The organism is Betaproteobacteria bacterium, from assembly GCA_016720065.1.
Lineage (GTDB): Bacteria > Pseudomonadota > Gammaproteobacteria > Burkholderiales > Rhodocyclaceae > SSSZ01.
Genome location: JADJXY010000002.1, coordinates 2,239,551 through 2,255,341 on the forward strand (window position 1 = coordinate 2,239,551; position 15,791 = coordinate 2,255,341).

Here is a 15,791-nt window from a genome sequence, read left to right on the forward strand (position 1 = left end):
GCAGCCCCGCCGATCAATTCAGCACGGCATCCCCGATCAGCCTGCGGATGGAGGTCGCCTCGAAGGGCTTGTCACAGATGGCCGAAACGCCGGCTTTTTCCACTGCCGCCAGGCGGCCCATGTTCTGCTCGCTGGTCACCATGAGCACCGGCACCGCGTTCTGCCAGCTCTGGGTGCGGATGTACTCGGTGAGTTCGCGGCCGTCCATTTCCGGCATGTTGTAGTCGGTGATGACCAGATCGACCATGGTGGTCTGGAGGCAATCCACCGCTTCCTTGCCATTGACGGCTTCGGTGATGCGTTCGATGCCCAGCTCTTCCAGGAGACGGCGCAGGTGACGGCGCGAAGCCATGCTGTCGTCCACCAGGAGCACCCGCAGGCGCTCCAGTTCGGCGGCATCCAGGTCCGCCGGGGGATTGAGATAATCGGCAGCGGCGTAGAGGGCCCGGGCAAGCTGTTCTTCGTTGAAGGGTTTGCCGAGGATGCTGCACGCCCCCGCCTGACGCACGGGATCGAGCACCTGGGGCCGCGTCTCGCTGGAAATGAGGATGAAGGGCACCGCCTCCAGATAGGGATCGGCGCGCATGGCGGCCACCAGATCGGTCCCCGCCTGATCGGGCAGGTAGAGGCTGCTGATGACCACCCACCCCCGATCGACCTTCTGCAGGGCCAGCAGCGCCTCGGCGCCCGTCTGGCAGACTTCCGTGCTGCCGACCCCCTGGTTGGCGAGCATGCGACTCACCAGATGGGCCTGCATGGTCGAAGGCTCGACCAGAACGACGTGAATTTCGGCAAGGGCTGAAGAACCCGGCATGGCGGCACCCCCTGAAAACGCTGCGTCCGGCCACTATAGCAGGGTGTTCGAGCCGCGGGGAGCAGGCCGGCGCGGGGAAACACCCTTGCTCCGACCCTAAACCCGCGCCGGCGGCAGGTCGAAGAGGAGAATCTCGCTGCTTTCCGCCGCCGCAAATTCCAGAAGCCCCTCTTCCGCTACCTTGGCCCCGTCGCCACCCTCCAGGGCGACACCGTTCAGGCTCAGGGCGCCGGAAACCACATGCACGTAGGCCAGGCGCCCCGGGTCCAGCGGCGTCGCCAGGCGCTCGCCGGGCGCCAGGAGGGCGGCGTGGATGTGGGCATCCTGGCCGATGGAGAGACTCCCCTCGGCACCGTCCGGCGTGGCCACCGGCATGAGGCGACCTCGCCGGGCGGCCGGAGAAAGCGCCTTCTGTTCGTAGCTCGCCGGCGTCCCGCGCCGCGCCGGCTCGATCCAGATTTGCAGGAGATGGGTCTCATCCCGCAAGGAGGGGTTGAATTCGCTGTGCAGGATGCCGCGGCCGGCACTCATGCGCTGCACCTCCCCCGGCCCGATGACGCCGCCGTTGCCCAGGCTGTCCCGGTGTTCGAGGCTTCCGGCCAGGAGATAGGTGACCACCTCCATGTCCCGGTGTCCATGCATGCCGAAGCCGCGGCCGGGCTGGATGCGATCCTCGTTCAGGACGCGCAGGCAACCCCAGCCCATTTCGCCCGGGTCGTGGTAATCGGCGAAGGAAAAACTGTGTCGGGCCAACAGCCAGCCGTGGTCGGCGTGACCGCGCTCGGAAGAAGGGCGGCGGCGGATCATCCTGGACTCCTCGGGAATTCAGCGATTGGACCGGCTCACCGGGCGGCGGTTCAGGCCTCGACCCACTCCAGGATCGCTTGCCACTGCTCCAGGTCGCGCTCGCTGCGCGAGGGGGGAAGGTCGAAGAGGGTGAGGCCGGCAGCGGCGGCCTGGACGTAGAGCTGGGTATCTCTCAGGCAGGTCAGCACCGGGACTTCCAGGGTGGCGAAGAAGCGCTCCAGATCCCCCGCAGCCCGGGTGCGGGCGTCGACCCGCATGCCCACCACCGCAACGTCGGCCCGCCCCTTGCGCACCGCCTTTTCGGCCAGGAGCTCGGTGAGAAAGCGGCGGCTGGCCTGCATGTCGAAGAAGGAGGGCTGCACCGGCACGATGACCCGCGACGACAGCTTGAGCACTTTCTCCAGGGTCTTGCCCCGCAGGCCCGCCGGGGTGTCGAGGACGGCGTGGGTGACCCCCTTGGGGGGCCGCGCGATGGCGTCGGGGCCGATTTCCCAGGTACTGATGGCGGGCACCGCCGCCGGGCGCAGGGCAAGCCACTCGCGGGAAGACTGCTGGCGGTCGATGTCGCCCAGCATGACGCGCTGACCGCGTGCGGCGAAGTAGCCGGCCAAGCTGGTGGCCAGGGTGCTCTTGCCCGAGCCTCCCTTGGGATTGGCCACCAGGAAGAGCTTCACCGCGCCGGCCCCAGCTTGTCCAGGGTCTTGCGCACCAGGTTCACATGCCCCCGCAGGGTATAGACCAGGTCGGTGAAGGCCAGCGGCACCCGCAGCCGGCTGGCCTCCTCGTCCAGGGCGTCGAGGCGCGTACGGTATTCCGGCAGTCGGTCGGCGTCGAAATGCTCCTTCAGGTCGTCCTCCAGGAATTTCAGTTCGCCGTAGCAGCGGAAAATCTTGGAACGGATGCGCCAGGAGTAGATCGCCGGCGCCACTTTGAGCAGGGGAATGAGCAGGGCGATGATGGGCACCAGCATGACGATGAGCCGATCGGCCAGCACGGCGAGCCAGAAAGGCAGGTAGCGCTGCAGGAAGGGCGGGCCGGATTTGTAATAGCGGGCCGCCTCGGGCGAGAGCGGCAACATGGGGTCCTTGTAGGCGGGGAATTCGCCTGCGTCCTGGAAGAAGCCGGCCTTGCCATGCACCTCGCTGGCCGCCTGGAGGAGCAGGCTCTGAAGGGCAGGGTGAAGGTCGTCACGCACGGCGAGATTGGAGGTCGGCGCCAGGACACGGATGTCTTCCGGCGGAAAATCCCGCACCAGGTCGGCGACGCCCTTGGGGAAGGTCAGGCGGGTGAGGAAGGGAAAGCGGCGCTGGTAGGCGCTGGATTGGGAGAAGCTCATCACCCGCACCCCGGGAGAACGCAGGAGCACCTGGACGACGGGGGCATTCTCGGCGGCGATGATGAAGGCGGCGTCGATGCGTCCCTGCTGAAGCTCTTCCGCCGCCTTGAGGCCGGACAGGGGCACCAGATGCTCGCCGGGCCTGATCTCGTTGGCTTCCAGGAGTTGCTGCGCCAGTTGACGCACGCCGGAGCCTTCCTGGCCGATGGCGATGCGCTTGCCCTGAAGGTCCGTCAGGCGGGTGAGGGCCGCCGCCCCCCGGTAGAAGACCCACACCGGTTCGTAAAACATGCTGCCCAGGGACAGGAGGCTCGAATCCTCCTGCCCATCCTCCGGCGGCGTCACCACGCCGCCCTGCACGAAGGCCACGTCGGCCTCACCGGCCTTCAGGCGCTCCAGATTCTGCAGCGAACCGGCCGAAGTCAGCACCTCCAGGGTGATGCCGTCCCGGGCCAGGATGGCGGCGTAGCGTTTGGCAAACTGGTAGTAGGCCCCCGCTTCGCCCCCGGTGCTGATGACGATGCGGCTGGGCGGCGCCGGCTGGACGAACTGATAGGCGACGACGAATCCGATACCGACGATGAGGATGATCCACCAGGCGGTGGCGAAGAGATCACGCAGGGAGAGGATACCTGCCTTGATGCGGGCCATCATGGAACGAGAATGCTGGAACCCGTGGTGCGGCGGGCTTCCAGATCACGATGGGCCTGGGCTGCGTCAGCCAGGGCATAGGTCTGCTGGACTTCGATGCGCAGACCGGCCGCCACCTGGGCAAAGAGCTCGCTGCCCAGGGCCTCCAGGTCCGCGCGCCGGGCGGTGTAGTGCATGAGGGTCGGCCGGGTCACGAAGAGCGAGCCCTTTTGCGACAGGAGCAGGAGGTCGAGGGGCGGCACGGGGCCCGAGGCGTTGCCGTAGCTCACCATCGTCCCCAGGGGGCGCAGACAGTCGAGAGAACCCGTGAAGGTGTCCTTGCCCACCCCGTCATAGACGACGGCGACGCCCTCGCCCCCCGTGATTTCGCGCACCCGGGCGGTGAAATTCTCCTCGCTGTAGTTGATGACGTGGTCGCAGCCGTGGGCGCTCGCCAGGGCGGCCTTGGCCGCGGAGCCCACGGTGCCGATGACGGTCGCGCCGAGGGCCTTGGCCCACTGGCAGGCGATGAGGCCAACGCCCCCCGCAGCGGCGTGGATGAGGACGGCGTCGCCGGCCCGCACGGCGTAGGTGCGGCGCAGCAGATAGGCCGCGGTCAGGCCCTGCAGCATCATCGCCGCCGCCGTCTCGAAGGCGATGCCGGAGGGCAGGACCAGCAGGCGATGGGCCGGGAGGTTGCGCACCTGGGCGTAGGCCCCCACCGGCCCCCCGGCGTAGGCCACCCGGTCGCCGACCGCCACTTCGCTGACGCCCTCGCCCACCGCCTCGACCACTCCGGCGCCTTCCAGGCCGATACCGCTGGGCAGGGGCAGGGGGTAGAGGCCGGTACGATGGTAGACGTCGATGAAGTTGAGGCCCACGGCCACGTGACGCACCCGGGCTTCCCCGGGCGCCGGTGGCACCACGTCGACGGCCTCCCAGACGAGATTCTCGGGACCGCCGGCGGCATGGATGCGAATGGCGTGGGGCATTTCGATTCCTCGGACAGTGAATGCGACAGGGCGGAAAGGGCAGCGCGGGCGCGTCCCGAAGGCGGGAGAGTATCACTGGCCCCGCTCTCGAATCCACCCGGTATCATGGGCTCATGATGTCCCTGCACCGACTGATCCTGCCCCGGGTCCTCCTGGTCTGGCTTGGGCTTTCCCTCATCGCGGGCGGCCTTACCTACTGGCTGGAGATGCGCAAGATCGACCAGGCGGTGGTCGCCCTGGCCGCCGCTGCGGTGACCCGCCATGGCGCCGAGAGGGGTGGCACCACGGATCTAGCCCGGCATGCCGAAGATTTCCTGCACGAGGGCTTCGTTGCCGTCGAAATCCTGGCTCCCGGCGGCACTCCCCTCGCCCGGTCATTCCAACCCGGCTTCGAGGGCGTCGCCGCCACCCTCATGGACGCCGACACTCCCCGCAGCGACCGGCCCCGCTACCGCACGATTCACCGCAACGGCGCAACGCTGGTGCGCGTGGCTCTGCCGCTCTCCGCAACGGACCGCCAGCCCACGGGACACTTCGAGGGACTCTACCGGGTGGAACCCGCCACCCTGGCCGGCCTGCGGGGCGATCTGTGGCGTACCCTTCTCGCCGTCCTGACAGCCGTGCTGGCGACCACGGTGGTGCTCTATCCGTTGATCGTCGCCCTCAACCGCAACCTCTTCCGCGCCTCCCGCGAAGTCCTGCGCGGCAATCTGGAAATGGCGGCGGTCCTCGGCGCCGCCATCGCCAAGCGGGATTCGGACACCAATGCCCACAATTACCGCGTCACCCTCTACGGCTGTCTCCTGGCCGAAGCGATGGGCCTGCACGGCGAAGCCCTGCGCGCCCTCATGCTGGGCGCCTTTCTGCACGACGTGGGCAAGATCGGCATTCCCGACACCATCCTCCTGAAACCCGCCGCCCTGACGGATGAGGAGCGGTCGATCATGCGGAGCCACGTCAGCCTGGGCGTGGATATCATCGCCTCCTCGGCCTGGCTGAGGGCCGCCCGGGAGGTGATCCAGAACCATCACGAGTGGTTCGACGGCAGCGGCTACCCGCGGGGCCTGGCCGGCGAGGCGATTCCCCTCACGGCCCGCATCTTCGCGGTCGTAGACGTCTTCGACGCCCTCACTTCCCAACGGCCCTACAAGACGCCCTGGAGTTGCGACGCCGCCCTGGCCACCCTGGAGCACGACGCCGGCAGCCACTTCGACCCCGCCCTGGTGGCGGCTTTCGCCCCCATCGCGCGGCAGGTCCAGCCCGTTGTTGCACAGGCAGACGAGGCCGCCATCGCCGAACGACTGGCCACCCACATCGACGCCCTGCTGCTTGCCGATGGCAATCGCCCCTTGCGTGGCCTGTTGCGCAGGCGTTTCGGCAACCTTGGCGGATGATGGCGGCCGAGGCTGCCGGCCCCCCGAGGCAAGGACTTCAGCGCGTGTAGTACCCCACCGCCACCAGCAGGTCGCCGACCTTGCGGAAGCGCGTGTGCTTGTCCTCCACCTTGCGGGTGACGGGATTGCGCCAGGCGTAGTCCAGTTCGCCCCGATCACTGTCCTTCAGGGCCTCGATCATCTGGCGGATGATGGGCTTGCCACCGGGGTCGGTGAGGGCCAGTCCGTCGCTGTCGATCAGGCGCGGCGACACGCCATGGGCCTTGAAGCGTCCATCCCTGAGGTCCACGACGAAGACGTAGAGATCGTCCTCGATGTACCCGCCGTTCAGATCGTTGAAGGCCGCAATGGCCTTGCCGGGATCGGCCTTGACCGCCGCCACGGCGCGGTCGAGCAGGGCATTGGCCTGCTCCGGCGAAGCCCGGGGAATGTAGTAGCCCACCGCCAGGATGCGGGTGCCGACCTTGTGGAAGAAGGTGATCTTGCGTTCCGGCTTCTGGTGCAGACGGTTGAGCCAGCGGTACTCGACGCTGCCGGTATCGGCGGCCTTGGCTTTTTCCAGCATGTCGTAGAAGAAGGGCGTGCCGAAGGCGTCGCGCATATTGGTCACCTTGCGCCCGATGAGGGCCGCCGAGGAACCGCCGCTGGCCAGGAAGGTACCGTCGGTGCCGACCACGTAGACATAAAGTTCCGCGTCGACGAAGTCGCCCGGATGGTTGAAGGCGGCGAAGGCTTCGTCGCCGTGCTGACGAAAATGGCCGACGGCCCGCGCCAGCAGCGCCCGGGCGCGCTGGGCGTCGGTGGTGGGCATTTCGCGGATGCCCGCTGTGCCCTGGGCGCCCTCCTGCTGCGCCTGGGCCGGGTAGAGGCCTATCGCCATTACCGCGAAGATTGCTGCCCGAAGAATCTGCCGCCCCACCATACCCATGCCCTCCTTCACCGGCCGCACTGCCGAAAAGGCGCCATTCTACCCATGACCGGCGCCCCGGCCCGACCGGACGGGCTCAGAGGGGAGTCAGCCGTGCATACTCCAGGGCCAGCCACTTGAGGCCGACGGCGCCGAAGTTGATGTGCACCCGGGCATCGGCACCCCGCCCCTCGCTATTGACGATGACACCGACGCCGAACTTGGGGTGCTCGACGCTCTGACCGATGCGCAATCCTCCGGCCAGCGCGGGCGCTGCCGCACCATAGACCGGCGCCACCGGGACCGCCGTTGCCGCCGGCGCGCGATTGAGCCGCTGCAGGAGTTCGGCCGGAATTTCCTCGAGAAAGCCCGATGGGACGCAGTAGCGCGTCTGACCGTGCAGGAGCCGGGTCTGGGCGCAGGAGAGGTAGAGGCGCTGGCGCGCCCGGGTCACCGCCACGTACATCAGTCGCCGCTCTTCCTCCAGGCCGTCACGGCCTTCGGCGATGGCATTTTCGTGGGGGAAGAGCCCCTGTTCCAGGCCGGTGAGGAAGACCACGTCGAATTCGAGGCCCTTGGCGGCGTGGACCGACATGAGTTGCACCGCCTCCTGGCCTTCGCCCGCCTGGTGCTCGCCCGCTTCCAGGGAGGCATGGGTGAGGAAGGACACCAGGGCGCCGCCTTCGCCCACCGCGCCTTCGTCGTCCACGAAGCCGGCGGCGGCGTTGATCAGTTCGTCCAGGTTTTCCAGGCGCTCCTGGCCTTCCTTTTCCCGCCGGTAGTGCTCGGCGAGACCGCTCTTCTCGATGACATGCTCGACCATCTCCGGCAGCGGGAGACCCTCGGTTTCCCGCCGCAGAGCCTCCACCAGCGCGACGAAGGCGCCCACGGTCTGACCGGCCTTGCCGGAGAGGGAAGCCGCGGCGTTGTACAGCGGGGAGTGGCACTGGTGGGCAGCGGCCTGGAGATTTTCCAGGCTGCGGGCGCCGATGCCGCGGGCGGGGAAATTCACCACCCGCAGGAAGGCCGTGTCGTCGTCCGGATTGGCGATGAGGCGCAGGTAGGCCAGGGCGTGCTTGACCTCCTGGCGCTCGAAGAAGCGCAGGCCGCCATAGACGCGGTAGGGGACGCCGCGGCTAAACAGTTCGTGCTCCAGCACCCGGGACTGGGCGTTGGAGCGATAGAGCAGCGCCATCTGCCCGGCGGGCCGGCCTTCCCGCAGCAGTTCGCGCACTTCCTCGACCACGAAGCGGGCCTCGTCCAGGTCCGACCAGGCCTCGAAGGCCCGGATGGGTTCGCCGGCGCCGGCGTCGGTCCACAGGTTCTTGCCCAGGCGCTCGCGGTTGTGCTTGATGATGGCGTTGGCCGCCGCCAGGATGTTGCCCTGGGAACGGTAGTTCTGCTCCAGGCGGATGACGTTGCTACCGGCGCTGGTCTTGCAATACTCGCGCTCGAATTCGCGCATATTGGCCACCTCCGCGCCCCGGAAGGCATAGATCGACTGGTCGTCATCCCCCACCGCGAAGAGGCAGGCCCCGCCAGCGGCCAGAAGCTTGAGCCAGGCGTACTGGAGTCGATTGGTGTCCTGGAATTCATCCACCAGGATGTGGCGAAAGCGTTCCTGGTAGTGGCGGCGCAGGGGTTCGTTGCGGGCAAGCAACTCGTGGCAGCGCAGCAGGAGTTCGGCAAAATCGACCACCCCCTCGCGATTGCACTGGGCTTCGTATTCAGCGTAAAGCTCGACCCGGCGCCGGGTCCAGGCGTCGTAGGCTTCGGCCTGGGCGGCCCGGATGCCTTGTTCCTTGTGGCCATTGATGAAATGGCAGAGCTCCCGAGGCGGATATTTCTCGTCATCGACGTTGAGGGCCTTGAGGAGCCGCTTGACCGCCGCCAACTGGTCGGCGGAATCGAGGATCTGAAAGGTCTGAGGCAACCCGGCCTCGCGATGGTGGGCCCGCAACAGGCGGTTGCACAGCCCGTGAAAGGTGCCGATCCACAGGCCCCGCGGATTGATGGGCACGAGGGCCGACAGGCGGGCGGTCATTTCCTTGGCGGCCTTATTGGTGAAGGTGACCGCCAGCACACCGTGGGGACTGACCTGGCCGGTGGAGATCAGCCAGGCGATGCGGGTCGTGAGCACCCGCGTCTTGCCGCTGCCGGCGCCGGCCAGGATGAGGGCATGGACCGGCGGCAGGGTCACGGCCTGAAGTTGAGGGGCATTGAGATGAGCGAGAAGATCGGACATGAATCAATTTCCGGCGCCGGCGGCAGGTATAAACTTGCCAGCGCCTATAACGAAAGGCATAGACGACGACAGGCCACTACCCATTGTGCAACGCAATGTCAACCGTGAATTCATACGCTACAAACAGTCACAAAGCGGCGGTAGACTTCGACATAAATAAATGCTGCAATGCACAAAACAAAAGAGAGCCCAAAAGGCTGGCCGTCATCAGAGAAAGTGGCTACCGCCACAGTAGCGAAAGGAGTAACACAATGAAAGCACCGAAAATCCTGCCCTGGATCGCCAAGCGCGCCGGGATCAGCGAGGAACTCGCCCTCAAGCTCTGGCGCCGCGGCGCCGGCGAAGCCGAATACCTGTGCGGCAAGGCCCAGGGCCCCGAGTACTGGGGCCTGGCCGTCGAACGCTTCCTCGCCCTGGTCGAGGACGAAGCCGGCCGCAGCCCCGCCTACACCCTGGAATCGGCCCCCCGCCTCTCCTGGATGTTCCGCCATCAGACCCGCATGTCGCTCCTCACCCTGATGGCTGCCCAGAATGCCTACCGCTACTGGCAGGACACCTGGGGCAATCTGCGCGGCGCCAAAAAGGCCGCCTGAGGCTCAGCGCCGATAGGGCCTGGCCGCCGGAAGGGCCAGCTCCTGCGCCAGGCGTGAGGCGAGCTTTTCCGCCTCCTCCTGGCCGGGAATCTGCCCCAGGCGCAGTTCGTAGGTCTTGCCGTTCTGGCGGGGAACGATGCGCACCCCGTAGCCCGCCGCGGTCGCCCGATCATAGACGGCGAGGGCCGCGGCCTGATCCACATAGGTTCCCAGGCGTACGCCCCAGCGGCCACCCCGCTTCTGCAGGCCAGACCCGGCTTCGAGTTCGGTTTCCCGGGCCCATTTTTCCACCTGGGCGGCATCGACCGAAGCCACCGGGTCCGGCCCCTTGCCCTTGTCCGCGCCGTAGAACTGGAGCGGCTGGTCGAGTTGCACCGGCGCCCCGCCGGGATGAGACGCCGTGATGCGCCCTTCGAGCAGACATACGAAGTCGCGCTGATCGTCACTGCGGCCCCAGATGTCGGTACCGCGAATGCCGGCGGTCACGGTGCCGATCTGAACATTGATCGCGCGCCGGTCACTGCTACGCCGAAAGATGTCGGTGGTCAGACGGAAGGCCCCCTTGGCCACTTCGAGGGCCGCGGTAAACACGCCATTTTCCTTGCGACCCAGGGCATTGAGGCCGACCTGGCCGTTCTCTCCCACCCGCACGGCGCTGCCATCGGCCATCTGCACCAGGGCTCGCCCCCCGAAGCCGGTCACCAGGCGATCCCGGCTCTCCAGAGCCATCCCCGGCGCCAGGGCGAGACGCGCCCCGCCCCGCTCGACCCAGGCCGGCGCCTGCACCCCATCGACCACCGCATGGGGGGCCGCCAGCAGCGGCAGCGCGAGACCCCACAAGGCCAGCGCAGCGAGTTTCTTTGTCCATTGCCTCATGTCACGCTCCCGATATTGGATTGCCATGGATGACCCCGGATGATAACAGCCCCCTTGCCATTGGCACCTGGAGGCCTACACTCGCCGCCATGGATGAACCCAGCGACGAAGGTCTGATGCTTGCGTATCGCGCCGGCGACGCCGCCGCCTTCGAAACCTTGTACCGGCGCCACCGTAGTCGCCTCTACCGTCACCTCGTCCATCAATGCGGCGACGCCCGGCTGGCCGAAGACCTCTACCAGGACGTCTGGGCGCGCGTCATCGCGGCCCGTACGGGCTACGAGCCCCTGGCAAAATTTTCGACCTGGCTGTTCCGCATCGCCCATAACCGTCTCCTCGACCACTACCGCCAGCACGCCCGCGGGGTCGCTTCCAGATACGACGCAGACGCCGATCCGGATGCGCTGCCGGCCCGGGAAGACAGCAACCCGGCCCGCCAGGCGGAACGCCACAGCCTGGCACGACGCCTGTCCAGCGCCCTGGAGGAACTGCCCGAGCCCCAGCGCGAGGCCTTCCTGCTGGCCGAGGAGGGCGAACTCAGCCTGGAGGAGATCGCCGCCGCCACCCAGGTGGGGCGGGAAACCGCCAAGAGTCGGCTACGCTATGCCGTCGCCCGGCTGCGCATCGCCCTGGAGGATCTGCTATGAGCCCCCCCGACAACAGTCCCCGGGACGCCGAACTCGCCCGCCTGTATCGCCAGTCGCAGACCGCGGAGCCGCCGCCCGCCCTGGACGCCACCATCCTTGCCGCGTCGCGCCAGGCGCTGCAGCCGCAGCGGCAAGCGTGGTGGCGCCGTCTCCAGATACCGGTAAGCGTGGCGGCCACGGTCATGCTTGCGCTCATGCTCAGCCTGAGCATGGAGCGCCACCCGCCTGAAGAAGCCGGCGTCCCGGCCACGGCCGCACCCCCCGCCGGGGAAACTCCCGCTGCAGGGGGCGTTCCCGCAGCCAAAGACCAGGCCACCGGGCCCCAGCCCGGGCCAGCGGGCGTCCCTGCATCGGCAGCCAAAGCCCTGCCACGGCAGCCCGCCCGCCCGGAACCACGGCCAATCACCGCGGACCATTCCGATTCGTCCCCTGCCGCTTCTCCCCCGGCGGCTCACGCCCCGGCTGGTCCTCCAGCAGCTCACTCCCCGGCTGCTTCCCCAACTGCTCCCTCCGCGGCAACTTCCGCCCCGGTCGCCGCTGTTCCGAACAGCCCGGCGCCAGCCCCTGCCGCTCCCGCCCGCGATCAGGCGCTCCCGGCTCCCGCCGCCGCCCGCTCGACGGAAAGCACCGTCGGCGAATTGCGCGAGGAACGCAAGGCCCTCGCGGCCCCGACGCCCGCCGCCGGCGCCGCGCCCGCGCCCGCGCCGGTAGCCGCCGACCGGGCCCTACCCAAGCGCGAGAAGGCGGCCCCCAGCCCGGCGGACTGGATCGAGGAAATCCGCACCCTGCGTCGCCAGGGCGCCACCCAGGAAGCCGAACGCCGCCTGCGGGAATTCCGCACCGCCTTCCCGGATTACCCCCTGCCCGACGATTTGCGCTGAGCTTTAACCCGACTGCGCGAGAACCGGCGTTTACCCGATCACCTCAACCTGATCGGAGAACACCGTGAAATCCCTCCTCACCGCGCTGGCCCTCGCCACCAGCCTCATCGCCCCTGCCCACGCCGGCTCCCTGGTGGACGTCCAGGTCATCGACCGCAGCACCGGCCAGACCCTGGAAACCTGGCGCCACCAGGGCCGCCTCTACGTGGCCGGCACACCGGGCAACCGCTACGCCATCAATCTCGGCAACAAGTCCGGCGGCCGCGTCCTGACAGTCCTGTCGGTGGATGGCGTCAATGCCGTGAGCGGCGAGACCGCCGCCGTCCGCCAGACCGGCTACGTCCTCACGCCCGGCCAGAGTGCCGAAATCGCCGGCTGGCGCAAGAGCCAGGACGAAGTCGCCGCCTTCTATTTCACTTCGGTGGCCGACAGCTACGCCAGCCGCAGCGACCGCCCCCGCAACGTGGGCGTCATCGGCGTTGCCGTCTTCCGGGAAATGGAGCCTCCCAAACCCGTCCTCCTGCCCGCCCCCCTGGCTTCCCGGGAGAAAGCCGAGGCCGCCGACTCCGCGGCCGCCACCGGCGCTGTCCGCGGCGAAGCCAAGGCCGCCCAGGCCCCGGCGGCCGAAAGCCGTTTGGGCACCGGCCACGGCGAGCGCATCGCGGCCCGCAGTGAATTCACCGAATTCGGCCGGGCCAGCGAGCAGCCGAGTGAGGTGATCGCCATCTACTACGACAGCCGCGCCAATCTGATGGCCCGCGGCATCATTCCGGGCACCCCCATGCACGGGCGCCCCAACCCCTTCCCGGGCGGCTTCGTGCCGGACCCCAAAGGCTGAAGCCCGCCCCGGCCGGGGCCGGAAAGCGCTCCCGAACCACGTATAATCTGCGGTTTTTCCACAGACTTTTTCGCCCCCGGCCATGCAGGACAAATACCAACCGGCAGCCATCGAGCGCGCCGTCCAGGAACACTGGGTCAAGACCGCCGCCGCCCGCGCCGTCGAAGACCTCAGCGGGCAACACGCCAAGCCCAAGTACTACTGCCTTTCCATGTTCCCCTACCCGTCGGGGAAACTGCACATGGGCCACGTGCGCAACTACACCATCGGCGACGTGCTCTCCCGCTTCCACACCATGCTGGGCTACAACGTGCTGCAGCCCATGGGTTGGGACGCCTTCGGCATGCCCGCCGAAAACGCCGCCCTCGCCAACAACGTTCCACCCGCCGGCTGGACCTATTCCAACATCGACTACATGAGGAAGCAGCTCCAGTCCCTGGGCTTCGCCATCGACTGGGAACGCGAGCTGGCCACCTGCACGCCCCAGTACTATCGCTGGGAGCAGTGGCTGTTCACCCGTCTCTACGAAAAGGGCCTGGTGTACAAGAAATTGGGCACGGTGAACTGGGACCCGGTGGATCACACCGTGCTGGCCAACGAGCAAGTCATCGACGGCCGCGGCTGGCGTTCCGGCGCCCTGGTCGAGAAGCGCGAGATCCCCATGTATTACATGAAGATCACCGCCTACGCCGAAGAATTGCTCGCCGAGCTGGATAACCTGCCGGGGTGGCCCGAGCAGGTGCGCCTGATGCAGAAGAACTGGATTGGCAAGAGCGTGGGCGTCAGGTTCGCCTTCCCTATCGTTTATCCCGGCGAAGCCGGCACCAATCTCCCCTCGCCCTCAGGGAGAGGGGCCGGGGGTGAGGGTGGGGAAGAACGACCCGACAAGCTCTGGGTCTTCACCACCCGTGCCGACACCATCATGGGCGTCACCTTCTGCGCCGTGGCGGCCGAGCACCCCCTCGCCACCCGCGCCGCCCGGGACAACCCTGCGCTGGCCGCCTTCATCGAGGAATGCAAGCAGGGCGGCGTCGCCGAGGCCGACCTGGCGACCATGGAAAAGAAGGGCATGCCCACCGGCATCTTCGTCGAGCATCCGCTCACCGGCGAGAAGGTCGAAGTCTGGGTCGGCAACTACGTGCTCATGGGCTACGGCGAAGGCGCCGTCATGGCCGTACCGGCCCACGACGAGCGGGACTTCGCCTTTGCCAAGAAGTATGGCCTGGCCATCAAGCAGGTCATCGCCGCCGCCGGCCAGCAATTCAGCCTGGACGGCTGGCAGGAATGGTATGGCGACAAAGCCAGGGGTGTCTGCGTCAATTCCGGCAAATACGATGGCCTGGCCTATGACGCTGCGGTGGACGCCATTGCCGCCGACCTGGCCGCGAAAGTTGTAAACGGCGAGAGCCTCGGCGAAAAGAAGGTGCAGTTCCGCCTGCGCGACTGGGGCATCTCCCGTCAGCGCTACTGGGGCTGTCCCATCCCCATCATCCACTGCCCGCGCTGCGGCGACGTGCCGGTCCCCGACGACCAGCTGCCCGTAGTGCTGCCGGAAAACGTCGAGATCACCGGCGCCGGCAGTCCCCTCGCCCGCATGCCGGAGTTCTACGAGACCAACTGCCCGAAGTGCGGCGGCAAGGCCAAGCGCGAAACCGACACCATGGACACCTTCGTCGAGTCGTCCTGGTATTTCCTGCGCTATGCCTGCCCGGACAACGCCACGGCCATGGTGGACGAGCGCGTCGCCTATTGGTGCAAGGGTGGCATCGACCAGTACATCGGCGGCATCGAGCACGCCATCCTGCACCTCCTCTACGCACGCTTCTTCACCAAGCTGATGCGTGATGTCGGCCTCATCGGCGACCTCGGCGAGCCCTTCGCCAACCTGCTGACGCAAGGCATGGTGGTGGCCCCCACCTTCTACCGCGAACTCGACGGTGGCAAGAAACAGTGGATCAACCCGGCCGACGTGGACGTCGTCACCGACGAGCGCGGTCGCCCCACCGGCGCATCTTTGCGCACCGACGGCCAGCCGGTGGTCATCGGCGGCACCGAGAAGATGTCGAAGTCGAAGAACAACGGCGTCGACCCCCAGGCCCTGATCGACCAGTACGGCGCCGACACGGCCCGCCTGTTCATCATGTTCGCCTCGCCGCCGGATCAGTCGCTGGAATGGTCCGATGCCGGCGTCGAGGGGGCCTACCGCTTTCTGCGCCGCCTGTGGAAGACAGTTTTCGAGCACGTCGGCGCTGGCCTGGTGCCCGCGTGCACCGGGAACGCAGACCTTTCCAAACCCCAGGCCGACCTGCGCCGCAAGCTGCACCAGACCCTGGGCAAGGTGGCCGACGACTACGGCCGGCGCAAGCAGTTCAACACGGCCATCGCCGCCGTCATGGAACTGCTCAACGCCTACGACAAGACCGACCTCGCCGGCGCCGCCGGCCGCGCCCTGGCCCAGGAGTTGCTGGAGAGCGCCGTTCTGGCGCTCTTCCCCATCGTGCCCCATATCGGTCAGGCCCTCTATGCCGAGCTGAAGCCCGGCCAGGATGCCGGCGTACAGCCCTTCCCCAAGGCCGACCCGGCCGCCCTGGTGCAGAGTGAAATCGAACTGGTCGTGCAGGTGAATGGCAAGCATCGCGGCGCCATCCGCGTCGCCGCCGATGCCGACAAGGCCGGCATAGAAGCCGCCGCCCTGGCTTCCGAAGGGGCGGTCAAGTTCATGGAAGGCAAGCCGGCCAAGAAGGTGGTGGTGGTGCCGGGCCGCCTGGTGAATATCGTCGTCTGACCCGTACGCTCTGCCTTTTCGTGCCCCCGCCCCCTGGAGACCCGCC

14 protein-coding genes are annotated in these 15,791 nt (G+C 67.7%); 6 read left to right on the plus strand and 8 right to left on the minus strand.

The features are described 5' to 3' along the window. Positions 1-13 precede the first annotated feature (13 nt). From IPM73_13615 to IPM73_13635, 5 genes are all read right to left on the minus strand, one after another. The gene (locus IPM73_13615) at positions 14-814 is read right to left on the minus strand and encodes a response regulator (protein ID MBK8919036.1); all 801 of its coding nucleotides are present in this window, start codon (positions 812-814) and stop codon (positions 14-16) included. Positions 815-910: 96 nt separating this feature from the next. Then, a complete protein-coding gene (locus IPM73_13620) occupies positions 911-1,621 on the minus strand; it encodes a pirin family protein (protein ID MBK8919037.1) in 711 nt (236 codons plus the stop codon). 50 nt (positions 1,622-1,671) lie between these two features. Next, the gene (locus IPM73_13625) at positions 1,672-2,295 is read right to left on the minus strand and encodes a ParA family protein (protein MBK8919038.1); all 624 of its coding nucleotides are present in this window, start codon (positions 2,293-2,295) and stop codon (positions 1,672-1,674) included. Continuing rightward, positions 2,292-3,611 carry a TAXI family TRAP transporter solute-binding subunit gene (locus IPM73_13630; protein ID MBK8919039.1) on the minus strand — a complete coding sequence of 440 codons (1,320 nt, stop codon included), beginning with the start codon at positions 3,609-3,611 and terminating at the stop codon, positions 2,292-2,294. The genes IPM73_13625 and IPM73_13630 overlap by 4 nt, the downstream gene beginning before the upstream one ends. Then, positions 3,608-4,579 (minus strand): quinone oxidoreductase, encoded by a 972-nt coding sequence (locus tag IPM73_13635; GenBank protein ID MBK8919040.1) that lies wholly within the window; start codon positions 4,577-4,579, stop codon positions 3,608-3,610. Before IPM73_13635 ends, IPM73_13630 begins: the two co-directional genes overlap by 4 nt. A 113-nt stretch (positions 4,580-4,692) precedes the next feature. Between IPM73_13635 and IPM73_13640 the strand changes: the two genes are divergently transcribed. Next, positions 4,693-5,973, plus strand: a complete 1,281-nt coding sequence (locus IPM73_13640; GenBank protein MBK8919041.1) for an HD-GYP domain-containing protein — start codon at positions 4,693-4,695, stop codon at positions 5,971-5,973. A gap of 37 nt (positions 5,974-6,010) precedes the next feature. Here IPM73_13640 and IPM73_13645 read toward each other — a convergent pair whose 3' ends face one another. Together IPM73_13645 and IPM73_13650 are read right to left on the minus strand one after the other, a co-directional pair. Then, a complete protein-coding gene (locus tag IPM73_13645) occupies positions 6,011-6,895 on the minus strand; it encodes a cache domain-containing protein (protein ID MBK8919042.1) in 885 nt (294 codons plus the stop codon). A gap of 82 nt (positions 6,896-6,977) precedes the next feature. Continuing rightward, positions 6,978-9,125 carry a UvrD-helicase domain-containing protein gene (locus IPM73_13650; GenBank protein MBK8919043.1) on the minus strand — a complete coding sequence of 716 codons (2,148 nt, stop codon included), beginning with the start codon at positions 9,123-9,125 and terminating at the stop codon, positions 6,978-6,980. 251 nt (positions 9,126-9,376) lie between these two features. Between IPM73_13650 and IPM73_13655 the strand changes: the two genes are divergently transcribed. Next, positions 9,377-9,718, plus strand: a complete 342-nt coding sequence (locus IPM73_13655) for a hypothetical protein (protein MBK8919044.1) — start codon at positions 9,377-9,379, stop codon at positions 9,716-9,718. Between the two features lie 3 nt (positions 9,719-9,721). Here the strand turns inward: IPM73_13655 and IPM73_13660 are convergent, their stop codons facing one another. Then, the gene (locus IPM73_13660) at positions 9,722-10,594 is read right to left on the minus strand and encodes a FecR domain-containing protein (GenBank protein MBK8919045.1); all 873 of its coding nucleotides are present in this window, start codon (positions 10,592-10,594) and stop codon (positions 9,722-9,724) included. 89 nt (positions 10,595-10,683) lie between these two features. Between IPM73_13660 and IPM73_13665 the strand changes: the two genes are divergently transcribed. The 4 genes from IPM73_13665 to IPM73_13680 all read left to right on the plus strand — a co-directional run bounded on the left by IPM73_13665 (position 10,684) and on the right by IPM73_13680 (position 15,745). After that, positions 10,684-11,241 carry an RNA polymerase sigma factor gene (locus tag IPM73_13665; GenBank protein ID MBK8919046.1) on the plus strand — a complete coding sequence of 186 codons (558 nt, stop codon included), beginning with the start codon at positions 10,684-10,686 and terminating at the stop codon, positions 11,239-11,241. Continuing rightward, entirely contained in the window at positions 11,238-12,122 is an 885-nt protein-coding gene (locus IPM73_13670; GenBank protein MBK8919047.1) for a hypothetical protein, read from the plus strand. Before IPM73_13665 ends, IPM73_13670 begins: the two co-directional genes overlap by 4 nt. A gap of 64 nt (positions 12,123-12,186) precedes the next feature. Continuing rightward, positions 12,187-12,960 (plus strand): hypothetical protein, encoded by a 774-nt coding sequence (locus IPM73_13675; protein MBK8919048.1) that lies wholly within the window; start codon positions 12,187-12,189, stop codon positions 12,958-12,960. Positions 12,961-13,042: 82 nt separating this feature from the next. Then, complete coding sequence (locus IPM73_13680; GenBank protein MBK8919049.1) at positions 13,043-15,745, plus strand: leucine--tRNA ligase; 2,703 nt, start codon at positions 13,043-13,045, stop codon at positions 15,743-15,745. The last annotated feature ends 46 nt before the right edge of the window (positions 15,746-15,791 follow it).